This is a genomic window from Rhodococcus sp. ARC_M6 (genome assembly GCF_022810305.1).
GTDB lineage: Bacteria > Actinomycetota > Actinomycetes > Mycobacteriales > Mycobacteriaceae > Rhodococcus_F.
On the sequence record NZ_JALGQH010000003.1, the window covers coordinates 165,335 to 187,537 of the forward strand.

At 59.6% G+C, this 22,203-nt stretch carries 24 protein-coding genes; 15 read left to right on the forward strand and 9 right to left on the reverse strand.

The window, feature by feature from the left end; all coding sequences use genetic code 11:
- Positions 1 to 22 precede the first annotated feature (22 nt).
- The gene (locus MTX36_RS05910; protein WP_243618786.1) at positions 23 to 1,294 is read left to right on the forward strand and encodes a sensor histidine kinase; all 1,272 of its coding nucleotides are present in this window, start codon (positions 23 to 25) and stop codon (positions 1,292 to 1,294) included.
- Positions 1,291 to 1,950: a response regulator transcription factor gene (locus tag MTX36_RS30200; RefSeq protein ID WP_243618787.1), complete on the forward strand. Its 660-nt coding sequence runs from the start codon at positions 1,291 to 1,293 to the stop codon at positions 1,948 to 1,950. The genes MTX36_RS05910 and MTX36_RS30200 overlap by 4 nt, the downstream gene beginning before the upstream one ends.
- A gap of 72 nt (positions 1,951 to 2,022) precedes the next feature.
- On the opposite strand, the gene MTX36_RS05920 is transcribed toward MTX36_RS30200, so the two are convergent.
- A complete protein-coding gene (locus MTX36_RS05920; RefSeq protein WP_243618788.1) occupies positions 2,023 to 2,976 on the reverse strand; it encodes a tyrosine-protein phosphatase in 954 nt (317 codons plus the stop codon).
- Positions 2,977 to 3,279: 303 nt separating this feature from the next.
- Here MTX36_RS05920 and MTX36_RS05925 point away from each other — a divergent pair, with 303 nt between their 5' ends.
- Both MTX36_RS05925 and MTX36_RS05930 read left to right on the forward strand, forming a co-directional pair.
- Positions 3,280 to 4,173 carry a phosphoribosylaminoimidazolesuccinocarboxamide synthase gene (locus MTX36_RS05925; RefSeq protein ID WP_243618789.1) on the forward strand — a complete coding sequence of 298 codons (894 nt, stop codon included), beginning with the start codon at positions 3,280 to 3,282 and terminating at the stop codon, positions 4,171 to 4,173.
- Positions 4,170 to 6,284 carry a S9 family peptidase gene (locus MTX36_RS05930; protein ID WP_243618790.1) on the forward strand — a complete coding sequence of 705 codons (2,115 nt, stop codon included), beginning with the start codon at positions 4,170 to 4,172 and terminating at the stop codon, positions 6,282 to 6,284. The genes MTX36_RS05925 and MTX36_RS05930 overlap by 4 nt, the downstream gene beginning before the upstream one ends.
- On the opposite strand, the gene MTX36_RS05935 is transcribed toward MTX36_RS05930, so the two are convergent.
- On the reverse strand, positions 6,281 to 6,970 hold the full coding sequence (locus MTX36_RS05935) for a response regulator (RefSeq protein WP_243618791.1): 690 nt from the start codon (positions 6,968 to 6,970) through the stop codon (positions 6,281 to 6,283). The genes MTX36_RS05930 and MTX36_RS05935 overlap by 4 nt on opposite strands.
- Positions 6,967 to 8,553: a sensor histidine kinase gene (locus MTX36_RS05940; protein WP_243618792.1), complete on the reverse strand. Its 1,587-nt coding sequence runs from the start codon at positions 8,551 to 8,553 to the stop codon at positions 6,967 to 6,969. The genes MTX36_RS05935 and MTX36_RS05940 overlap by 4 nt, the downstream gene beginning before the upstream one ends.
- Positions 8,554 to 8,671: 118 nt before the next feature.
- On the opposite strand from MTX36_RS05940, the gene MTX36_RS05945 reads away from it, so the two are divergent.
- The gene (locus tag MTX36_RS05945; RefSeq protein WP_243618793.1) at positions 8,672 to 10,084 is read left to right on the forward strand and encodes a cation:dicarboxylate symporter family transporter; all 1,413 of its coding nucleotides are present in this window, start codon (positions 8,672 to 8,674) and stop codon (positions 10,082 to 10,084) included.
- A gap of 152 nt (positions 10,085 to 10,236) precedes the next feature.
- A complete protein-coding gene (locus tag MTX36_RS05950; protein WP_243618794.1) occupies positions 10,237 to 10,467 on the forward strand; it encodes a hypothetical protein in 231 nt (76 codons plus the stop codon).
- A 39-nt stretch (positions 10,468 to 10,506) separates the two neighbouring features.
- On the opposite strand, the gene MTX36_RS05955 is transcribed toward MTX36_RS05950, so the two are convergent.
- Complete coding sequence (locus tag MTX36_RS05955; protein WP_243618795.1) at positions 10,507 to 11,058, reverse strand: sucrase ferredoxin; 552 nt, start codon at positions 11,056 to 11,058, stop codon at positions 10,507 to 10,509.
- A gap of 232 nt (positions 11,059 to 11,290) precedes the next feature.
- Between MTX36_RS05955 and MTX36_RS05960 the strand changes: the two genes are divergently transcribed.
- The 4 genes from MTX36_RS05960 to MTX36_RS05975 all read left to right on the forward strand — a co-directional run bounded on the left by MTX36_RS05960 (position 11,291) and on the right by MTX36_RS05975 (position 15,119).
- Positions 11,291 to 12,223: an ABC transporter substrate-binding protein gene (locus MTX36_RS05960; protein ID WP_243618796.1), complete on the forward strand. Its 933-nt coding sequence runs from the start codon at positions 11,291 to 11,293 to the stop codon at positions 12,221 to 12,223.
- A 10-nt stretch (positions 12,224 to 12,233) separates the two neighbouring features.
- Positions 12,234 to 12,731 carry a glutathione peroxidase gene (locus MTX36_RS05965; RefSeq protein ID WP_243618797.1) on the forward strand — a complete coding sequence of 166 codons (498 nt, stop codon included), beginning with the start codon at positions 12,234 to 12,236 and terminating at the stop codon, positions 12,729 to 12,731.
- Between the two features lie 70 nt (positions 12,732 to 12,801).
- The gene (locus tag MTX36_RS05970) at positions 12,802 to 13,506 is read left to right on the forward strand and encodes a DUF2334 domain-containing protein (protein ID WP_243618798.1); all 705 of its coding nucleotides are present in this window, start codon (positions 12,802 to 12,804) and stop codon (positions 13,504 to 13,506) included.
- A 224-nt stretch (positions 13,507 to 13,730) separates the two neighbouring features.
- Positions 13,731 to 15,119 carry an Ig-like domain-containing protein gene (locus MTX36_RS05975; RefSeq protein ID WP_243618799.1) on the forward strand — a complete coding sequence of 463 codons (1,389 nt, stop codon included), beginning with the start codon at positions 13,731 to 13,733 and terminating at the stop codon, positions 15,117 to 15,119.
- A 15-nt stretch (positions 15,120 to 15,134) separates the two neighbouring features.
- Here MTX36_RS05975 and MTX36_RS05980 read toward each other — a convergent pair whose 3' ends face one another.
- Positions 15,135 to 15,782 carry an MBL fold metallo-hydrolase gene (locus MTX36_RS05980; protein ID WP_243618800.1) on the reverse strand — a complete coding sequence of 216 codons (648 nt, stop codon included), beginning with the start codon at positions 15,780 to 15,782 and terminating at the stop codon, positions 15,135 to 15,137.
- A gap of 141 nt (positions 15,783 to 15,923) precedes the next feature.
- Between MTX36_RS05980 and purS the strand changes: the two genes are divergently transcribed.
- A complete protein-coding gene (gene purS, locus MTX36_RS05985; RefSeq protein ID WP_003945817.1) occupies positions 15,924 to 16,163 on the forward strand; it encodes a phosphoribosylformylglycinamidine synthase subunit PurS in 240 nt (79 codons plus the stop codon).
- Positions 16,160 to 16,837, forward strand: a complete 678-nt coding sequence (gene purQ / locus MTX36_RS05990) for a phosphoribosylformylglycinamidine synthase subunit PurQ (RefSeq protein WP_094271226.1) — start codon at positions 16,160 to 16,162, stop codon at positions 16,835 to 16,837. Before purS ends, purQ begins: the two co-directional genes overlap by 4 nt.
- A 202-nt stretch (positions 16,838 to 17,039) precedes the next feature.
- Here the strand turns inward: purQ and MTX36_RS05995 are convergent, their stop codons facing one another.
- Complete coding sequence (locus MTX36_RS05995) at positions 17,040 to 18,119, reverse strand: cell wall metabolism sensor histidine kinase WalK (protein WP_243618801.1); 1,080 nt, start codon at positions 18,117 to 18,119, stop codon at positions 17,040 to 17,042.
- The gene (locus tag MTX36_RS06000) at positions 18,116 to 18,838 is read right to left on the reverse strand and encodes a response regulator transcription factor (protein ID WP_243618802.1); all 723 of its coding nucleotides are present in this window, start codon (positions 18,836 to 18,838) and stop codon (positions 18,116 to 18,118) included. The genes MTX36_RS05995 and MTX36_RS06000 overlap by 4 nt, the downstream gene beginning before the upstream one ends.
- Before the next feature lie 215 nt (positions 18,839 to 19,053).
- Here MTX36_RS06000 and MTX36_RS06005 point away from each other — a divergent pair, with 215 nt between their 5' ends.
- The gene (locus tag MTX36_RS06005; RefSeq protein WP_243618803.1) at positions 19,054 to 19,692 is read left to right on the forward strand and encodes a DUF305 domain-containing protein; all 639 of its coding nucleotides are present in this window, start codon (positions 19,054 to 19,056) and stop codon (positions 19,690 to 19,692) included.
- Positions 19,693 to 19,769: 77 nt separating this feature from the next.
- Here MTX36_RS06005 and MTX36_RS06010 read toward each other — a convergent pair whose 3' ends face one another.
- Positions 19,770 to 20,060, reverse strand: a complete 291-nt coding sequence (locus MTX36_RS06010; RefSeq protein WP_094271230.1) for a YiaA/YiaB family inner membrane protein — start codon at positions 20,058 to 20,060, stop codon at positions 19,770 to 19,772.
- Between the two features lie 868 nt (positions 20,061 to 20,928).
- Here MTX36_RS06010 and MTX36_RS06015 point away from each other — a divergent pair.
- Positions 20,929 to 21,147, forward strand: a complete 219-nt coding sequence (locus tag MTX36_RS06015) for a hypothetical protein (RefSeq protein WP_243618804.1) — start codon at positions 20,929 to 20,931, stop codon at positions 21,145 to 21,147.
- Here the strand turns inward: MTX36_RS06015 and MTX36_RS06020 are convergent.
- Entirely contained in the window at positions 21,117 to 21,746 is a 630-nt protein-coding gene (locus tag MTX36_RS06020) for a hypothetical protein (protein WP_243618805.1), read from the reverse strand. The genes MTX36_RS06015 and MTX36_RS06020 overlap by 31 nt on opposite strands.
- A 99-nt stretch (positions 21,747 to 21,845) precedes the next feature.
- Here MTX36_RS06020 and MTX36_RS06025 point away from each other — a divergent pair, with 99 nt between their 5' ends.
- Positions 21,846 to 22,196, forward strand: a complete 351-nt coding sequence (locus MTX36_RS06025; protein WP_243618806.1) for a VOC family protein — start codon at positions 21,846 to 21,848, stop codon at positions 22,194 to 22,196.
- Positions 22,197 to 22,203 lie beyond the last annotated feature (7 nt).

Sequence of the window (22,203 nt, forward strand, 5' to 3'; positions counted from 1 at the left end):
GCTTGATGTTGAACGGAGTCGGATGTTAGTGCACTTCCGCCAGTTTTTGCCGTCGGAGCAGATGTATTCGGTTCAGATTAATCGGTTGACCCCGAGTAATCCGGCAATCGCTGCGGTAGTGCTCGGCGTTTTGAGTGTGGTGTGGCTCTTCGGGATTGTGGCTGCAAAGTTGGCCGGTGACGTCGGAATGAGACTCTTGCATTCGCCGTCGCTGATTATTCAAGCGCTGATGTTCATCGTCATTCTTACGTTTGCCGCTTGTCTACGTCGCGCATTTCCGGTTGGTTCATTTCTGGTGGCGATGGTCTGCACAGCGGGCCTGACGTTGCTGCTGGACGACCGATCTATGGGTTTGACGCCGCTGTACTTTTTTGCGATCGTGACACTGGCGATTCGCACACAGGGAATGAAACTTGTGTTGCTGACTGTGCTGGCAATGGCGACGGACGTGGCCGTGACCGCAGTACGCGGATTGGAGCCGACCAATAATCTTGGCGAGGTACAAACGCCTCAGCATTTGATCATCGTGCAGATTGTCAATGTTCTGTTCACCTATGGAATGCTTGTTGCCTTTGGTCTGGTCATTGCGAAGTTCCGTACGTATTCATCGACCAGTAGTGCTGCCATCGAACAACTTCGGCAGGAACACGAGGCGAAGTTGAATGATGCAATCGCGTCTGAGCGGCAGAACATGGCACGTGAACTGCATGATGTTGCAGCCCATCACCTCACCGGAATGCTCATCCAGACAAAATCGGCGAACAAGGTCCTTGCGAGCCATCCGGACGATGTGCAAGCAATGCTCGACGGAGCAATCGACCAAGGGCAGCGAGCGCTCGACAGTTTGCGTCAGATCGTGGGAATCCTGCGGTTGGGTGAAGGGGATCCCGATTACCCGCAGCCGATGATCGCCGATATCCCGGAAATGGTCGACGGATGTCGGGCGGCGGGTTCGCCGTTGACTTTCGAACTGGAGGGCAGTTTTACCGAGCTCGACAGTGCGGTGCAGGTATCGTGCTATCGGATTGTTCAGGAGGCACTGTCGAATGCACTTCGGCATGCGCCGACCAGTCCGGTTCACGTGAGAGTTTGTCGTGATCATGCATCGGTAATCGTCACGATCGACAACGAATACGGAATCAGTACGGCTTCTATGCGAGGGCAGGGCTTCGGTATCCCGGGAATGAGGGAACGAATCACGCTCTTGGGCGGAGAATTCTCAGCCGGACCCGATGGGACCGGTGGATGGACAGTACGGGCGACGATGCCGACTAGTGGGAGGATCATCGCGTGATCTCAGTACTTATTGCCGACGATCAAGCGGTTGTCCGGGAAGGATTCGATCTTTTCCTTCGTGATCACCCTCGTATCGAGGTGATCGGTCATGCAAGCTCGGGAACTGAAGCGTTGAAACAAGTTCGGCTACTTCGTCCTGACGTGGTGCTGATGGATATCAGAATGCCGCGCGGTGACGGGCTGACGGCGACCCGCGAGGTTTTGAAGGAGTTCCCGAATACTCGCGTCGTTGTTGTCACGACTTTCGATCTCGACGAGTACGTGTTCGGCGCTCTCGACATGGGCGCGGCAGGGTTCTTGCTCAAGGATACGGATCCGAAAGACTTGGTAGCGGCAGTCATTGCTGCGGCAGAAGGCGGTTCGGTGCTGTCGCCGCGACTCACACGCAGGTTGATAGTGGAATTCGGCAAACGAAAGCAGTCGGTCGGAGTATTGCTTCCCAGTCACGATCTGAGCCTGCGTGAAATGGAAGTTGTCCAGCATCTTGCGAGAGGCTTGGGCAATGGCGAAGTGGCTGACGTGATGGAACTCGAATTGAGCACGGTGAAGTCACATATCAGCAATATCTGCCGAAAACTCGATGTGCGTACGAGGGTACAAATTGTCATCTGGGCGTATCAGAACGATGTTGTGCGCGAGTTTTCGACAGAATAGGCGTACCCGAGTTCGCGTCCGGTCGTGGACATGAACTCGGATACGCCTTGTATCTGATGCCTGTGTCGGAACTCAGCCGAGCAGTTTGGCCTTCAGCGCCGTGATGGTGTCCTGGCTCAGTCCCAGGCCGTCCGTCAGGTAGTTGTCAATGGTTCCGTAATCCGCCTTCACCTGGTCGAGGCCGGCTTGGAGGAAGCTGGCTTCCACTCCGAGTGCCGGTGCGGCTATTGCTGCTGCGCCGGCACCGTACGTCGCGGTGATGTATGCGGTGGCCGCTGCGATGCTTTTGACCGAGTACTCGTTGGTCAGAAGGTAGTCGTCCATGATGGTGGACTGGTCGACGCCGGCGATGCTGAGCAGCAGCATTGCGGTCCAACCCGTGCGGTCCTTACCGGAGGTGCAGTGAAAGACCTGCGGGCCATCGGTTTCCGCCATGTTGGTGAGGAGTGTCTTCAACCCGGCGCGCTCAACTGCGCCGGTAACAAATATCCGGTTCATTTCTTGCATGGCGCCGCGCATTTCGTCGGGCGTGCGGATTGTGGCCATCATCGCTGTTATGTCCACGTCGTGTGCCAGGATCGAGATGTGTTCGCTGTCGACGCCGGGCGGCAGAACATCCGGCACCTTGGCGATTTCGCCGTCGGTACGGAGGTCGTAAACCTTTGCCAAATCAAGCTTTACGAGCTCTGCCATATCGGCACCCTTCGGGGTGAACGCGTTGGCTCGGTAGAAGACGCCCTTGTTGAGATGCTGGCCGAGGGATCCCGTGTAGCCGGATCCCTCATATCCGGCTCCGGTGCCTGCGACATCGCGGAAGTTGTCGATTCCCTCGAGGCGCGGAGCGTCGGGGGTCTGCTGCGAACTGCCGAGGCCGAGCGAACCGAAGTCCAGAGAGCCGAAGCCGGCGGACCGAAGTGAATCGGCCTGGGCGAGCGCTGTGCCGCCGATGCCGGTAATCAGGAGGCTACCCGTGATTGCCAATGTTGCGGCGGCGCGGAAACCGGCGGTGCGTGAAGTTCGAGGCATCTGTAAACCCTTTCGTGAAGCGGGAATCTGATTGCGATGAATGAAGTGATACGAGTGTGTGCTGCAAAAATTCCGGATTTCGGGGCCTCTCCCGTCCAATGGGAAAACCGGTTCTCTGGCGCCGGGCGAGCACTGAAGGAACCCGTTGATTCGGAAGCGCCGCGGCGACTGTGACAGTGGCCTCTCACTTGTAGGTGAGAAGCAATCCGCATATCCAGGTCAGCGGGCCGGGAGCCTCTCCGAACGGCGAGTTTCGCTCACCACGGTTCTGTGTGAGTCGGTAACTCCCGATAGGGTGGCAACGTGCGTCCTACACTTGATTCCTACACTCATCTGGCCGGTGGCAAGGTCCGTGACCTTTACACAATCGACGACGAGCACCTGCTGCTTGTCGCGAGTGATCGGATCTCGGCCTACGACCACGTGCTCAGCACGCCGATTCCGGACAAGGGCCGCGTTCTCACCGCGATGAGCGTGTTCTTCTTCAACGTCCTCGGCGGCAACAATCACCTCGCCGGTGAGCCCGACGACGATCGCATCCCCGAAGAGGTTCTGGGGCGTGCGCTGGTGGTGAAGAAGCTGAACATGGTCCAGATCGAATGCGTCGTCCGCGGCTACCTCACCGGATCCGGGCTGGTCGACTACAACAACACCGGAGCCGTCTGCGGTGTGTCCCTGCCCGCTGGTCTGGTCGAGGCCAGTCAGTTGCCCGACCCCATCTTCACCCCCGCTTCCAAAGCTGCCATGGGTGATCACGACGAGAACATCAGTTTCGCTGAGGTCGTCGAGAAGGTTGGTCAGCCGCTCGCGATCCAACTCCGTGAAGACACGCTCGACGTGTACGCGCGCGCATCGAACTTCGCGGCAGACCGAGGAATCATCCTCGCGGATACCAAGCTCGAATTCGGTCTCGACCCGGCCGGCAACCTGGTGCTTGCCGACGAGGTTCTCACTCCGGACTCGTCGCGTTACTGGCCGGCCGACGGCTACGAGGCAGGCAAGGTTCAGCCCAGCTTCGACAAGCAGTTCGTCCGCAACTGGCTGACCAGTGCGGAATCCGGCTGGGATCGAGCATCGGACACCACGCCACCGCCGCTACCACAAGAGATTGTCGACGCGACCCGCGCGCGTTACATCGAAGCCTACGAACGTATTTCCGGATTGTCCTTCGCCGATTGGGTCGGTCCCAGCGCATGAGCCTCGTCCCGCCAGTCGCCAAGAAGGTTCCCGCTGAACGTACCCATCACGGACACACGTTCGTCGATGATTACGAGTGGCTGCGGGACAAGGAAAATGCCGAGGTGGTTGCCTACCTCGAGTCCGAGAATGCGTACACCGATCAGCAGACCGCTCATCTGGAGCCGTTGCGCGAGAAGATCTTCCAGGAGATCAAATCACGTACCCAGGAAACTGATATGTCGGTACCCACTCGCATGGGGAAGTGGTGGTACTACGCACGCAGCGTCGAGGGAAAATCGTACAACGTCCACTGCCGCTGTCCTATCTCCGACGAGAGTGACTGGACGCCACCCAATCTGACGCCTGGTGTCGAATTGGCCGGCGAACAGATTTTGATGGACGGCAATCTCGAGGCCGAAGGCCACGACTTCTTCTCGCTGGGCGCATTCTCGATCAGCGAAGACGGCACTCTGCTGGCGTACTCGGTGGACGTGCTCGGCGACGAGCGATACACCTTGCGGTTCAAGAACCTCGAGACCGGCGCGCTCCTCGCCGACGAGATTCCCGATACCGCCCCCGGTGCCACGTGGGCACTCGATCACAGTCACGTCTTCTACATGACTGTCGACGAGTCTTGGCGTCCGGACACCGTCTGGCGTCACAAGCTGGGAACACCCCAGAGTCAAGATGTTTCGGTGTTCCACGAGCCTGACGAGCGCTACTGGGTGTCGATAGGTTCGACTCGCAGTGAGAAGTACCTGATGATCTGGGTCGGTTCCAAGGTGACCAGCGAAGGCTGGATGCTGGAATCTGCAAACCCGGAAGGTGACTTCCGCGTGATCATCCCGCGCCGGGACGGTGTCGAGTACGGCGCCGAACACGCTGTGATCGGGGGAGAGGATCGCTTCCTCATTCTCCATAACGACGTCGTGGACGGCGTGAAGGCCGAGAACTTCGTGCTGGCCGAGGCTCCGGTTTCGGATCCGACAAACATGACGATGTTGATCGCACACAGCGAAGACGTGCGTCTGGAGGAGGCCGACACATTCGCCGGTCATATCGTGCTGAGCTACCGGCGCGAAGCTTTGACTCGGGTTGCAGTGTGGCCGTTGACAGCTGACGGCTACGGTGAGCGTCACGAGATCGATTTCGACGAAGAACTGTTCAGTATCGGAATGGGCTCCAACCCGGAATGGGCTCAGCCCACCATCCGGCTCGGCTTCACGTCCTTCATCACCCCGGGGCAGGTCTACGACTACTACGTCGACAGCGGTGAACTGGCATTACGTAAGTCGCAGCCCGTTCTCGGAGACTTCGATGCGAAGAACTACGAGCAGCGCCGCGATTGGGCAGTGGCGGAAGACGGTACTCGGATCCCATTGTCGATCGTTCGGCGCGTCGGAGCGCCCGAAGGCCCGGCGCCGTTGTTGTTGTACGGCTACGGTTCCTACGAGGCGAGCATCGATCCGTCGTTCTCGGTGGCGAGGTTGTCTCTACTCGATCGCGGTGTTGTCTTTGTCGTCGCCCACGTCCGCGGCGGCGGCGAAATGGGTCGGCACTGGTACGAAAACGGCAAGACGCTTACCAAGAAGAACACTTTTACCGACTTCGTCTCTTGCGCAAAGCATTTGATTGATACCGGTGTCACTGCTGCGGATCGGATGGTTGCCGACGGCGGCAGTGCCGGCGGCTTGCTGATGGGCGCAGTTGCCAACCTCGCGCCGGAACTCTTTGCGGGCATTCTCGCGAACGTTCCGTTTGTTGATCCGCTGACGTCGATCCTCGATCCGTCGTTGCCCCTCACGGTCATCGAGTGGGACGAATGGGGAGATCCCTTGCACAACAAGGACGTCTACGAGTACATGCACTCGTACAGTCCGTACGAGAATGTGGAAGCCAAGGACTACCCGGCGATTCTGGCGATCACCAGTATCAACGACACCCGCGTTCTCTACGTCGAACCGGCGAAGTGGGTTGCGAAACTCCGCGACACCAAGACCGGCGACGCTCCGCTACTTCTCAAGACCGAGATGAGTGCCGGACACGGCGGCGTCAGCGGTCGCTACGAAAAGTGGAAAGAAGTTGCCTTCGAGTTCGCGTGGGTGCTCGACACAGTTGGTGTCAACTAGGCTCTGCGGTACCGAACCTGGGGGCGTCCCGCACGTCCGTATTCGGTTTCCCGGGTGAGTAATCCGTCGTCTGCCAGTTTTTCGAGGTAGCGCCAGGCGGTCACCCGGGAAACACCCACAGATGCGGCCACCTCGGCGGCAGTCACCGGACTCTCCGACGCCCGTACGCACGCAGATACTAATCCGAGAGTCTGAGACGAAATGCCTTTCGGTGATGCTGCTCTGTCGTCGGAAGTTCGGAGTGCTGCCATCGCGCGGTCGATGTCGTGTTGGCTGACGGCTGATTCGCCGGCGGGCAGCGCAGTGCGGTACTCCCGGTACCTCTCGAGCTTGTCGCGGAAAGCGGCAAACGTGAACGGCTTGAGCAGGTAGAGGACGATTCCGCGCGCAACAGCGTTGCGTACTACGTCGAGGTCTCGGGCCGAGGTCACGGCAATGATGTCCGGGCTGGGGCGCAACCCGCCCAAAGCTGACGCAACGTCGAGACCGCTCGCGTCGGGGAGTCCGATGTCGAGTAGTACCAAGTCGATGGGTTGATCGGTGGCGTTGGCTTCGGTTACCGCGCGCAGTGCAGCCTGCCCGGTGTGAACAACACTGTGCACCAAGAACTCTGGAACCCGCTCCACGTAGGAGCGATGAGCTGCGGCAATCAATGGTTCGTCCTCGACGATAAGTACCCGGATCATTGTGAGGCCTTCTCGTGGTGAATCGGAATACGAACGACCAGCATGGACCCGAGACCCGGTTCGCTCACGAAAGTGCCACCGTGACGCTTCACGATCTGCGAGACCAGGGCGAGGCCGATTCCTCGAGAGCCTGACTTGGTGGAATATCCACGCTCCTTTGCCTTTTCGAGTGCATCGGGTGTCATTCCCGGACCGCTATCGGCGACGGCAACCACCATCATCGAATCCTCTTCCATTACTGTCACTTCCACCCACGGGTCTGTGCTCGAACGGGCAGCGTCTATTGCATTGTCCACCAGATTGCCGACCAGCGTGACCAGTTCACGGGCAGTGAGTGTGGAAACGGGGCCGAGTGCAGTGTCTTCGGTGACGGTCAACTCCACCCCGCGCTCGGTTGCCTCACTCAGTTTGCCGAGCAGCAGGGCGGCAAGTGCAGGCTCGTGGACCGCATTCACCAACCGATCGATCAGCTGCTGAGAGACGCGTAACTCGTTGGTGGCAAAGGTAACTGCGTCGTCGTATCGTCCCAACTCCACCATTGTGATGATGGTGTGAAGCCGGTTGGCGCTCTCGTGTGCCTGTGAGCGCAGTGATTCTGCGAACCCTCGAATCGAATCAAGTTCGCCCAGAACGGACTGCAACTCGGTGTGATCGCGAATTGTCAGAACTGTTCCAATTCTCTTGCCCTCCCACTCAACCGGATGCTGATTGACCACCAGTATGCGTACATCGGTCAGATGAACCTGATCCTTCGCCGAACCGGCGTCCACGTCACGCAGCGTGGAAGGAAGGGACGAAAGTTCAACGCGCCCATCCGATAGGTCGAGGAGGCGGCGGGCTTCGTCGTTGACCATGTCCACCTGAGCTTGCCCGCCTCGCCCGCGGCCGATGACGACCAACCCTTCGCCGATGCTGTGCAGAACGGCGTCGTGATGCTCGTACATCGTGAGTAGTTCGTCGGGTGCCAGGCCGAGGGTTTGGCGCCTGATCCGCCGACTCACGAGTAAAGAACTCAAGACTGCCGCAATTAATCCCGCCGCGGTTATGGCCAGAATGGTCGGGATGCTCTGGGCGAACTGCTTGCTGATCTCCTCGCGCGTGACACCGGCGGAGACCAGACCGACCAGCGTGCCGCTCGCGTCGTAGACCGGGGTGACCGCGCGAATCGACGGACCCAACGAGCCGGCGTACGTTTCGGTGAACGTCTCGCCGGCCAATGCGCGATCGATGTTGCCGGTGAATAATTCCCCGATCAGTTCAGGGTTGGTGTGGGTGTAGCGCGTGCGGTCCGGCGCCATCACCACGATGAAGTCGACGCCCGTGGCTTGGCGTATTTTCTCGGTCTGAGGCTGCAGGATCGCGGTGGGATCGGGGCTTGTCAGAGCCTGCGCGGTCGAGTCCGACAGCGCAAGAGTCTCCGCGATCGAACTCACCTGCCGACGGATGGCGTCGTCGCTGTCACCACGCTCGTCGACTACGGCCAAGGCGCCGCCGACGGCAATGACCAGCGTCAACAGTGCCAACTGCAGTAGCAGAATCTGCCGAGCGACGCTCATACGTCGGCGACTGTGTAGTTCGACCATCGGCCACTCCTGAACGTTATGAACACAAACTTCACGCTTCGAGCATTTGCAGCAAGAATTCTCCACGACTTGAAAGTGATCCCGATCACTTCACAGATTTCCCACCAAAGGACATCCCATGAGCATCACGGCAACAGGGACAGTAAACGCTTCCCCACAGCCCGAGGGCGCCCCGGCGAAGCGCGACAAGACGCATTGGCTTTACATGAGCGTTATCGTCGCGGTCATCGGCGGCATCCTCGTCGGTTGGCTCGCACCCGAATTCGGCAAGTCGGTCGGTGTGCTCGGCACGTTGTTCGTCAGCTTGATCAAGATGATGATCAGCCCGGTCATCTTCTGCACCATTGTGCTCGGAATCGGCTCGGTACGCGCTGCAGCGAAGGTCGGCAAGGTCGGCGGGCTCGCGCTGGCTTACTTCATCGGCATGTCGACCGTTGCTCTCGCGATCGGCTTGGGTGTCGGCAACCTGCTGAACCCCGGTAGCGGCTTGAACATCACGCCCAACTCGGCTTCCGTTGCCAAGCTCACCGATGCCGCCCACAGTGCGGGTGGGACGTGGGACTTTGTCGCGTCGATCATTCCGACGTCGATGCTGTCTTCTCTTACCGCCGGTAGCGTGCTGCAGACGCTGTTCGTGGCGATGCTCGTGGGTTTCGCGATCCAGTCGCTCGGTAAGTCCGGCGAGCCGATCCTCAAGGGAATCGGCCACATTCAGAAGCTCGTGTTCAAGATCCTCACGATGATTCTGTGGCTCGCCCCGATCGGTGCTTTCGGCGCCATCGCCAGCGTGGTGGGCCAGACCGGCCTGAGCGCCGTGGTTCAGCTCGGAACCTTGATGATCGGCTTCTACCTGACCTGCTTGATCTTCATCTTCGGTGTCCTCGGAACCCTGCTGCGCGCGGTGACGGGATTCAACATCTTCAAGCTGGTCAAGTACTTGGCCCGCGAATACCTGCTCATCTTCGCGACCTCGTCCTCCGAATCGGCCCTGCCGCGCCTGATCGCGAAGATGGAGCACGTCGGCGTCGAGCGCACCACCGTCGGCATCGTCGTTCCGACCGGCTACTCGTTCAACCTCGACGGCACCGCGATCTACCTGACCATGGCGTCGATCTTCATTGCCGACGCGATGGGTCAGCCCCTCGCCTTCGGTGAGCAGCTCTCTTTGCTGGTGTTCATGATCATCGCCTCGAAGGGTGCGGCAGGAGTCAGCGGCGCCGGATTGGCAACGCTTGCAGGCGGTTTGCAGAGTCACCGTCCGGAACTGCTCGACGGCGTCGGCCTGATTGTCGGTATCGACCGCTTCATGTCGGAAGCCCGAGCGATTACCAACTTCTCCGGTAACGCCGTCGCCACGCTCCTCATCGGAGTCTGGACCAAGACCATCGACAAGGAACGCGTCGTCGAGGTCCTGGACGGCAAGATCCCGTTCAACGAAGCCACAATGCTCGACGACGAGGACGAAGCCGAGCAGCACAAGCTCGAAACCGCGCCTGCCGGAACCAGTCAGTCATTTGTCAGTCACCACTAAAGGTTTGAGCACTTCCGTACCGCGGAACCCATTCTGCGATCAGTGATCCTGGTCGTATCTAGATGAACGAGGCCGTCGCACCCACCGTGCGGCGGTCTCATTCTGCTCTCCGGTCAGGATCTGCGCGCGACTACATCTGTTTGCTCGTGGAGATGCTCGATGACCCATTGATTCCACTCAACGGTGCCACCGGCGCCGCAGCCGTGATCAAACGAACCCTGTGGGAGCCCCGGGCGAAGAACGACGCGAAAGTCTCGCTCGGCCAGGCATATATCGACGGTTGTGCCGTTGTCGGTTGCAGACTCGGCAACGTGTTCGAGTACATCGGTCGCGCTGATTCCGGTTGCGCTACGGACGGCGTGCTCGGCAGCCTGCGCAGGTAAGGACAACGCTGCACGGCCGCGCAGGTGCGGCAATGCAAGTTAGCCTGCCAGATACGAATTCACTGCCTCCACTGCGGAATCCGCTCCGAGTCGGCTGAAATAGAGCGCTGAGGGCCACGCAATCATGTTGGCGGCGAACCGGTCTCCACCGATATGGCTGCATTCCCAGACATCCGCGTTCGGAATCGTCGTGAGTGCAGACACGATCGGACGGCCGAGTTCCGCACAACAGGCGTCTTTCTTTCCATGGGTGCAGACTGCGAAGAACGGAGTGCGGCGTGAACGCCCGAAGCTCGGTTCCAGCCCGGCCGCCATCGTCTCGAACGGTAGATCGACAAGGTCGTCGTAGCTCTCGGCAGCACCCTCACGCATCCAGTGGCGGATGCCGTCCGACCAGGCGAGTAGACACGTCGGTGCGGTGACTTGCCTGTTGTTGGGGCGGCGGATCAGGACCACTCGGATGAGCCCGGCCACCGAGTCGAGTCGATCGGAGAGCTCGCGGGGAAGGACATCGTCCGGGGCAGACGCCGGCCAGGGCCCGGGGTGTTCGATCAGTACCCACAGGTGGGTTCTTCCGGCTCTGGCGGCCATTGATTCGCCCGCGATCGACGATTGCCGGGTGCAGGCATCGGCGCGTCGGCTCATTTGTGGGTTCGCGACGACCGAAGTCGGCCAGGGGGTGGTCGTGTCACTGGCAGTGCAGCTGTGGCAGGAGGAAGGCATGACACCGCTCACTTTCAGTAGGTTAGGCTCACCATACTATTTGATGGAAGATTTTCGTCGCCGGGTGAATCGGCGACACAAGATTTTATGGGGAGTCTGAATGAAGCGATCACGGATGAATCTTGTGGTGGGTGGTTTTGTCATCGTGGCTCTGGCGGCGACAATGACCGCCTGCGGCGCAGACGATAAGACGGATGCATCCGGTGCGTCGGCAGACGCGGTGCACACAGTCGCACACGCTCGTGGAACGACGGATGTACCCGCGGATCCGCAGAGAGTGGTTGTCCTCGAACCGGTTCAGCTCGACACATCCGTGGCACTGGGTGTAACCCCGGTAGGCACAGCGGTACTCAGCGAGGCGACCGGTGTTCCGGCCTACCTCGGTGCCGAGGCGGCCCAGATCGAGACGGTGGGTACCGTCACAGCGCCGAACTTCGAGAAGATCGCCGCATTGCGTCCTGATCTGATCATCGGAACCCAAACCCGACACGGGGACCTGTACGAGCGGCTCAGCTCGCTGGCTCCGACGGTGTTCATGGCGACCCAGACCGATCCGTGGCAGGACAACGTCCGATTTGTCGCCGATGCGCTGGGCAAGTCCGATCAGGCAGACGTCGTGCTCGGCGATTACAACGCACGCTGCAAGGAAATTGCCACCGAGCGCGGCACCGGAAACAAGACAGCCCAGCTCATTCGTCCCCGAGACGACGTCCTGACTCTGTACGGACCGACGTCTTTCGCCGGCAGCACCCTCGAGTGCGCCGGTCTCACCATCCCGGCTCGTGACTGGGAGAACTCGATTTCGGTCGATCTGTCGCCCGAGTTCGTTTCCGGAGCCAACGCCGACATCATCATGGTGACCTCGGTGAACCCCAACGATCCCACCACCTTGCCGTCCACGATCGCCGACAACGTCGGATTCTTCCCGAATCCGCATCTCGTTGATATGTCGTACTGGATCACGGGAGTCGGACCGCTCGGTGGCCTCGCCGTTCTGGACGACATCGAACGCATTCTCGAAACCAATGGCTAGGTTGGAACCCATGACAACTCCAATACAGAACATCACGATCAACACTCTCGGTGGCGTACCCACCTCGTTGGGTGAATACGACGGCCGGGCAGTGCTTGTCGTCAACGTGGCATCCAAGTGCGGACTCACACCGCAGTACTCGGCGCTCGAGAAGCTGGCCAGCGGCTATGCAGACCGCGGACTCACCGTCATCGGCATCCCGTGCAACCAGTTCATGGGGCAGGAGCCGGGCACCGCGGAAGAGATCGAGACCTTCTGCTCCACCACCTATGGCGTCACCTTCCCCCTCATGGAGAAGATCGAGGTCAACGGTGAAAACCGGCACCCGCTGTACGCGGAACTGACCAAGACCGCTGATGCCGAAGGTAAAGCCGGCGACATCAGCTGGAACTTCGAGAAGTTCCTCATCGCACCCGACGGCACCGTCGTGAATCGCTTCGGCCCGCGCACCGAGCCCGATGCGCCGGAGGTTCTCGCCGCCATCGAAGCTGTTCTGCCGCACAACTGACCGCCCACTGCCGCCGAATGATCATTCGGCGGCAGTGTGTTGTTCATCTTTAGGCGGCATTATCGTCGGTATGTCCGCTGAACTGATCGTGTCGGTATCCGGAATCAGAGATGAGACATGCTATCTCGCTGCAGGATTCGCAGACGAGATGGATGCCCGGGGAGTGCACCTTTCCCTCCTCGTGGCCCCGAGACTCAAAGACAAATATCGACTGGCCGACGACGCCGTCACCGCAGCCTGGCTGCGTGAGCGTCGTGAGCGCGGCGACGCGATAGTGCTGCACGGCTACGACCAAGCTGCAACCAAGCGTCGACGCGCAGAGTTCGCCACACTCTCGAAGCACGAAGCGAAACTCCGTCTGTTGGCGGCAGATCGAGTTCTGGAACAGGCCGGCCTGCGAACGCGAGTGTTCGCCCCACCGCGGTGGATGGTCTCGCCGGGGGCGATGTCAGTGTTGCCGGAGACAGGTTTTCGGACGATGGCCGGACTCGGAGCGGTTCACGACCTTGCGCGGGGGACGTCGCAGCGAGGTCGTGTCCTGGGAATCGGTGAAGGATTCAAAGTCGAACCGTGGTGGTGCCGGGCGCTCATTCTCGGTGCCGGACGCACTGCAAGGCGTGGAGGTCTTGTCCGCCTGTCGATTTCGGCAAAGCAGCTGGGGAATGAAGGACCGCGTCGAGCAATGCTCGACGCGGTCGATCTCGCTCTCTTTCACGAGGCGACGCCCCAGGTGTACCGCTGGGTGACGCCTGCGTCGCAACTTGGTGCGGCCTGATCGCGGGATAGGCAACGTTCGAAGGCTGACTGTGTCGCACATTGGGCGCATGTCCGATTTTCCTGGTTTCTCTCCTCGTTTTGGTGGCTGAACTGTGGGTATTGACCGCAAGTCGGAGATGTCCGGGTAGTGCGAGTGTGTAGTTTGGGCATGTTCGTCTGCAATTTCTGGTGCTATTGTCCATCCAGTTAATTCTTCGCTACTAGTAGAATCTGGATGTCGCCATGCGAGTGCCCCCGAAACTGACCAATCGAATTCTTGCTGTCGCGGCGGGGGCAGTTGCGAGTGCTGTGATGGTTCCCGTTGTCGCGATTGCAGCACCTGTCGATTTTGGAGGCTCGTTGTCTACGGGCAGCCTGGACGGCGGTTCGAGCGGAACTAGTCAACCGACCGAACCGAACTCGGTGATCGTTACAGCCGCCATAGACAATCAAGGCGCTCCGCTCACGCTCCGTCTGAGCAAGGTTGACCTGCGGGGTGACAGCTTTGCGATGGTAGTGCAGGAAAGCGGTGGCGCCTTGGTTGATTCGACATTGCCGGCGCCGCGCTCGTACCTCGGGAGCGTCGACGGACATGGCGATGCAGTCGTATCCGCCATCGTCGATTCAACCGGAACTCTGCGTGGGCAGCTAACTTTCGATCGGGGTGCCTCGATCGAATTTGTAGGTTCGCGGGTTGTCAGTCGCAGTTCCGCCCCGATTGATCCACTACCCAAGTTGTCGACTCTTCCGACTGCGCCGAGTTCGGCAGCGAATGTCGGAAAAACGTTGAAGCAGTTCGAAGTCGGGTTGGATCTGAGCGGAGAATGGTATACGGCCCACGGCAGCGGAAGCCCGGCAGTTGCATTGGATCGGGCCGAGGAATCGATGGTTCGGATCGCAGCGATCTGGACCAGAGACCTCGGAATCCAGCCGACCCTCGGTCGAGTGGTCCTCCGCGCCGATGCGCTCAGCGATCCGTATGCGGGTTCGTGTGAAAACCTGCCTGTGTTGGAGGTGGAGTGGTCCGATCAGGTCGGCACTACCGTCGATCAAGCGACCGTTGTGTGCAAGTCGGGCGGTGGAAATGCATACTTCTCGCAGTTTTTGCTCGATGCCAGCTATGCGCAGGTCTCCGGTGAAGTAGACGGCAACTTCGACCTCACTCTCCGTCACGAACTCGGTCACAATTTCTATGCCGACGACAATGAGAATGCGGAAGGTGGCCCGGAGGGGCGCACCATCATGAGCGGCAATAATCTGTCCAGATTCGACGGCACCGAATTCGCGTCGATTGCCGAAACAGCGCAGATTGCATCCTCTCGACTGGACGACATCGGTCGCTACACCGCGACGGCGATACCTCCGTACGCCGCACTCGATACCGCAACGGTTCGACCCGGCGCCTCGGCAACCATCGACGCCGTTGCGAATGATCATGACAGTAATGGGGATTCGATCTCAGTGACCGGTGTCGAAGCGACGTCGCTGCTCGGTGGCGTGGTGAAGCTTGAAGGTGGCAAGGTTGTATACCGGGCCCCGGCGACTGCGGGCGTCGACCGAGTTCGGTACAGCCTCACCGACGCATCCGGCGGGACGAGCACCGGCTGGATCATCGTCGACGTGAAGGCGTAGCTAGTGAAGACGTAGCTAGGAGACCTCGACGCTCGACTCTTCGCCAAGTACTCGGAACTCCGTGCCGGCGGGAGCCATGTCCGTGTAACGACCATAGAAAATGCCTGTCGCTTCGTCACGAATGATGCCCTGATGAATCGGCACCGCGACGCGAGGTGCCACCGCCCGGAGATAGTCGACGGCTTCCGAGATCTTGAGCCACGGAGCGGCCGCGGGAAGGGCAAGGACGTCGACGGTCTGTTCGGGGACAAAAAGTGAATCACCGGGATGCATGAACTGGGCAGGATTGACTGCGTCGCCGAGCAGGAATGCGGTGTTGTCGATCATCGGGAGATCGGGGTGGATGATCGCGTGCTCGCCGCCCGCTCCGGTCACCTCGACATTGCCGATGGTGAACGTGTCACCGGCCCCGACACCGTTCCACCGACCACTCAACTTGGCTGCCGTCTGCGGATCGCAGTACAACGCTGCATCGGGATTGGCGTCGACCAGAGCGGGGAGTCGCGCCGGGTCCGCATGGTCAGGATGCTGATGCGTCACCAGAATGGCGTCGAGGCCGGTGATGCCCTCGAAACCGTGGGAGAAGTTGCCCGGATCGAAGAGAATCTTCGATCCGTTCAATTCGACAAGTACACAGGAATGGCCAAAATGTGTCAGTCGCATGATTTCGAGTATGCGCCATTCACGGGTGGTCGGCGTCACCTCTCGACTCACTCGATGCGAAGCTTCCCGGCTTCGCCCGGTAAACTCGTCACTACCCGGTGTTTCCCTCTGGGTTCGCGCACTAGTACCGAGGAGCAGCACGTGGCCCGTGTCGTCGTCGAAGTCATGCCCAAGGCCGAGATTCTCGACCCCCAGGGACAGGCCATTGTCGGGGCACTGTCTCGCCTGGGCTTTGCAGGAGTATCCGATGTCCGTCAGGGCAAGCGGTTCGAGTTGGAAATCGACGGTAGCGTCGAAGATGCCGAACTCGAGAAGATCGCCGAAGGCCTGCTGGCCAACACGGTGATCGAGGATTGGACCGTCAGGCGCGTCGAGGCATGAGCGCACGCATCGGAGTGATCACCTTTCCGGGCACACTCGACGACGTCGACGCTGCTCGAGCGGTGAATCTGGCCGGCGGTGAAGCCGTCGCACTCTGGCACGGCGATGCCGACCTCAAGGGTGTCGACGCAGTCATCGTCCCCGGCGGATTCTCCTACGGCGACTACCTTCGCTGTGGAGCCATCGCACGTTTCGCGCCTGCCATGGGCAAGGTCGTCGAAGCTGCCAAGGGCGGTATGCCCGTCCTCGGTATCTGCAACGGTTTCCAGATCCTCTGCGAAGCAGGCTTGCTCCCCGGAGCGTTGACCCGCAACCAGGGTCTGCACTTCATCTGCCGCGACGAGTGGCTCACTGTGGAGTCCAACAACTCCGCATGGTCCTCGCGCTACGAAAAGGGTGCCCAGATCTTGGTTCCCCTCAAGTCGGGCGAAGGTCGCTTCCAGGCTCCCGAGAACGTTCTCGACGAACTCGAGGGTGAAGGCCGCGTCGTCTTCCGTTACTCGGAGGAGAACCCCAACGGTTCGCAGCGTCGTATCGCCGGCATTTCTTCCGCCAACGGTCGCGTCGTCGGACTCATGCCGCACCCCGAGCACGCAACCGAGGCCCTTACCGGCCCCAGTGACGACGGACTCGGACTGTTCTACTCGGCTTTGGACTCCATCGTCAACGCCTGATTTCAGCTTTCAGCAGCGCCCATCGGCCGGTAACCCTGGTCGGTGGGCGCTGTTTCTTCTTCCACCCGTTCCGAGTGAACGTATCGCTCCCCTTGTTGAACAGGGGTAGCGATACGTTCACTCGACGTCGGGGCACAGGGACTCGGACATCCGGGCAGAATTCAGTGCAGATCGAGGCAGATCGAGGCAGATCGAGCGCAGATCAGGCACTGATCGGTAGGCGCAACTCCAGGATGGTACCCGTGCCGTCGCTGCCAACCCTCGCAGTCAATGTGCCACCATGTGCGACTGCGAGACTGCGGGCAATCGTCAACCCCAGCCCCGATCCGTCTGAGCTGTCGCCGCGATGGAACCTGTCGAAGACGGACTCGAGTTGATCTGCGGGAATTCCTTCACCGGTGTCGGTGACCGATACGGAAACATGGTCTGCCGATTCTTCGACAGTGACGCGGACGGTACCGCCACTTGGTGTGTGCCGCAGTGCATTTTCCAGCAGGTTGGCCAGAATCTGTTCGATTCGTTGACGGTCGACCTGCGAAGTGACCGTCGACGCGGGGACGTGGGTGGCCAGCGAAACCCCGCGATCCTCGAATCGCGGTGCGGCGGCAGCTGTTGCCGCGCAGACGATGTCGCTGAGATCCCCCGGCCGAATAATCAAGCCCAGGGCGTGCTCGTCGGCTGCGGAAACATCGGCCAAGTCATGGGCGAGGCGCCGCAATCTTTCGAGTTGATCGCGCATCACTGCCCACGATGCGACATCCGGTTCCATGATTCCATCCTCGATGCCGTCAACATATGCCGCTAAAGTTGATACAGGAGTGCGTAATTCGTGAGCAAGATCAGCCAGCAGGCGTTTGCGGACATTGTCGGAATGATCGAGCCGTTCGGCCATGTCGGAAAACGCAGACTCCAGTCGAGTGAAATCCGAGTCGACGTCGGACCTCTCGATCTGGACGTCGTAATCGCCTTCGGCGACACTCTGCGCAGCAATAGCAAGTCTGCTGATCGGCGCTGTGATTCGCCGAACCACAATTGCCGCAGCGATACTCGCGCCGACGAGGGCAACCGCCACACCGCTCAGCAGTGCCATGAAAATGGTCTGACTGAAGGCTTCTTCGGTGTGCAGGCGGACGTTGTCGTCCTCGATTCCTGCCATGGCGAGGTGATTGTGGAACAGCGGCGCCCCGATGGCAATTGCCACGGCAGCGATCGTTATGCAGGATGCCAGCAGAACAACGATCTGGGCGACGAGCAACTTTCCACGGAGTCCGAGTCGCTTCATGACGCCCTCAGTGCGTAGCCGACGCTGCGGACGGTGCGGATGAATCGGGGGTCGCTTGCGTCGTCTCCGAGTTTGCGCCGCAGTGCTCGGATGTGGACGTCGACGATGTGCTGATCTCCGTACCATGACGAACCCCACACCGCAGCAATGATGTCACTCCGGCTCAGCGCAGTGTCAGGTCTGGCAGCCAGCGCGGCCAGTAGTTCGAACTCGGTGGGGGTGAGGTCGACGAGTGATCCGTCGATGAGCACAGTGCGCGCGAGCACGTCGATGTCCAGGCCGGGTGGCGTCTGCAATGGTTCGGGCATCAGGCTCGACGCGCGAGGTCGGCGCAGAAGCGCCTTGACGCGGGCGACGAGTTCGCGAGGTCCGAAAGGTTTGACCACATAATCGTCGGCTCCAGCAGCGAGACCCATCACTTTGTCGGACTCGTCGCCGCGGGCCGAGAGCATCAGAATGTACGCGTCGGAGAAGCTGCGGATTCGACGACACACTTCCATGCCGTCGAATCCTGGAAGCATCAGATCCAGGACGACGAGGGAAGGTTCAAATTCGTGCGCCGCGGCCACTGCGGAGGGTCCATCGAGGGCAATTCGAACTTGAAATCCTTCGCGGGCAAGATAATTGGCGACAACCTTCGCCAAAGCCGGTTCGTCTTCCACCACCAAGACGCGAGATGCTCCTTCGGTGTGCCGTGGCGGTACCGATTCCGGATTCATGAATTCAGGTTAGCCGAGGTGGGTGCGCACGACAGGTGGTCTGGTCGGGACTATGAAGATTCGATGAAGGTGCATCGTTTCTGTCGATTATTTCGGGTTTTGCCTGACCGTCGTCGGTACTGTGGTGACTGCCTACTTCGGACTGGAACGATGATCCGAAGTTGTTGCACAGTAATAAGTTTCGTATGTAGTTAGATCTTTTTGGGAGTGGTGTCATGTTCTCGGTCAAGCGTAGTGCTGTTCGGTTTGTTCCTGTGTTGGCGGCGGGAGCGCTGTTGATCGCCGGTTGTTCGGATGTCGGAGATTCTGCGTCCCCGACCTCCGTCGAGACATCTGTGTCGGCCGGGCAGTTCGCGATTCCGGCGGGCGTCAATGCGACAGATATCGAGTTCCTGGAAGGTATGTACCCGCACCATTCGCAGGCTCTTGATATGGCGAAAATGGTTGAGGGGCGTACTGATAACGCCGAGCTCATTGCGTTGGCCGCAAAGATTGAGGCTGCCCAGGGGCCCGAGATGGCGCAGATGACGGAGACACTCACGAAGTGGGGCCGCCCCGATCCGTCGTCGATGTCGATGGACGGCATGGACCACTCGGGTCATGGCGTCGGGATGGCAGAGATGCAGGGCATGATGTCCGATGACGATATGACAGCCCTGACCAACGCAACGGATGCCGAGTTCGACAAGATGTGGTTGGCGATGATGATCGAACACCACACTGGAGCAATCGCAATGTCGGAGACAGAGATCGCCGACGGTCTCGATCCGGCCGCCGAGAAGATGGCGGAGGAAATTATCGCTGGTCAGCAAGCGGAAATCACACAGATGGAAGCGATGCTCGCAGCTAAATAGTCCTGCCGAGCTTGTCGGGGTATCCGAACAGGCACACGCTGTGCATCCATCCGTTGTCGCGGATCAGAGGAGGGTCCCTACGCGGCAGTCTTGAAAGGATCGTGTTCTGCGATCAGCTTGTCGAGACGCGCTTCGTCGACGCGAACACGAACAGTCGACGCCTCCTGCTGGTCGCGAATCACTTTTGCCAAGGTGAATGTGCTGGTGACCAGGAAGAGTAGGGACATTCCGAGGAATCCGCGCTGCCAGGCGTCGATGGGCAAGTATGCGATTCCGACGAGAGTGCCGACAAAACTGACGGCAAAAGCTATTCCGGCCTGCAAGAAGAACGCTGCCGTGGACTTCGAAGGTGCTGTCGGTGTGTTCATAACCTGAAGTCTGGTGCGGGATCGCATCGTGCGGATGCGTAGTCATACTCGAGTACGCAAGGTACTTACCCGGCGGGAACGGTGTCTCGGACTATCCGTTCCCGAACAGGGGTGGTGTTTGGTGCAAGATCTGCCGGCGCGGGGGTGGCACCGTTGTCGGGAATGACGTGTGGATCGGCGGGAACGTGAACGGTCATGCTTGGTGTACGGCTTGGGCACAGATCCATGAATTGCCTGGTGGAACTGGTCGATCGAGAAGATTGTCGAACACCTTCGGGTGATCTGGGACGGCAGCGTTGCGGACCTTGCAGCGATCACGGCTGGGATGCTGCCGGAGTAGGCCGTGCCGAGCGTGCCTTCTCCGCCAATTTGTGAACCAACCAGTCCTCTGTGAAATCGGGCAAATATAGACCCAAAGAACTTTTCAGACTAAAGTAACAAAACGCTTGCACTTTCTTTACAGATTTGGGTAACCTGTAACTACCAGCCCGATGGTAAGCAGACCGAATGTGTACGGCACCCGGAGTTCGGCAGTATCAGGTGCAGTTGGTGTGCTGGCCTCGATCGTTATGACCGAGGAGGCTTGGTTGATGAACGCTCTTCGAGTGAGGGCGATACAAATGTCACCGTTTGTGAAACCAATGGAGGTAGCACCATGGAGAGAATTCCCACGTCCTCTCGATCGATGAGTTTCGAGAGCTTGAATAGGCTGTCCGGCAATTGCATTCAATCATTCAGTAATGACGGTTTGGTTGAACGGCTCAATGTGATGTTTCGATCGGCGGCTGATTCGGGAGCTGTGCTGAACCATCGGCAGTTGTCGACAGCACTGTTGTCTGTCGATTCTCGGAGGGACAAGGGAAACGGAATGCGGACGGAATCCGTTGCAGTCCAGCGGTACTGCACTGCCTCGCCCGCAAATGTCGGACTCGAGTTGCTGACTGACGTAGATGGTTGTGACGACATCGAGTTGTCGGACCCGTGGACGATGAAGTTCATGCTTGCAGCCGAAGGACTTTCGGGCGAATCACTGGAACTGCTGTTTCAGGCCTGCGCTCATTTGATGCGATCAGAGCTCTCCGAATAGGTGCGGCTGGCTCTGAAGCCTGATGCGAGAAGCGGCAATGACAGAAGTAATCCGATCGTGAAACCTATTGCCGTGAAACTGATCAGAGTCGGATCAAGATCAAAGTGCACGATTGTCGAGTCTGGATACGGGTCCGCCGGGTCGCGCGGTTCCGGCAGGGCGATGGAGTAGAACGTAGGCGGAAAGACTAGTCCGGCAACTGAAGCCGCCAGACCGTAGAGTCCGCCGAATCCCGAAAGTGCAAGCGCGAGAAACCATTTGTTTCCCTCGTGATGGCGGGTCGCTCGCCATCCGGTAGCGAAGCATAGCGTGGACACCACAAGAGCGAGCGCCGTTCCGAGGGTCAAGAACCATCCCGTTGCCGGGAACCAGTGCGGGCCCCCGAAGTAGCTGTATCCATCGACAACCCACATGTATCCGGTCTTGCCATCTTCCATTGGCGGCGGTGGCGGAGGTTGGATACCGATGTGCTCGGTAAGCAGTGAAGACGTCGCAAAGCGCCAGCCCAGGACTCCAAGGCAGCTCAACAGTAGGCCGGCGACGGCGAATACCGCGACAAGTGGTTCTGCAGAACGGTCTTGCGCCGATCTCGGACTCATTCGAAGATGGTCTCATCTCGGCCGCTCGCAGCGCCGGTAGATCGCAAGCAATGCTTCGAGCATCATGTTCGTGTCGGTGTCATGGTTTAGCGTGAGCCCATGACACTGAATCTGGAAATGATCACGTTCGACAGCCTCGACCCGGGTCCACTTGCGCGATGGTGGGCAGAGCAGCTGGGTGGCACCATCAAGGAGGAGAACGACGGCTTTTTCTACATCGTCGACGTCCCCGGTAGTGCCAATTTTGCATTCCAGAAGGTGCCGGATCCCACTGCCGGCAAAAATCGAATCCATCTGGATCTGTCCAGCGCCGATCTCGACGCCGAAGTGACGCGCCTGATCGAAGCCGGAGCAACGGAACATCATCGCGAAAATATGGACGGCTTCCGCTGGGTGACTCTTGTCGATCCCGATGGCAACCAGTTTTGTGTTTCCGGTGCCCACGGCTGAGTAGAAC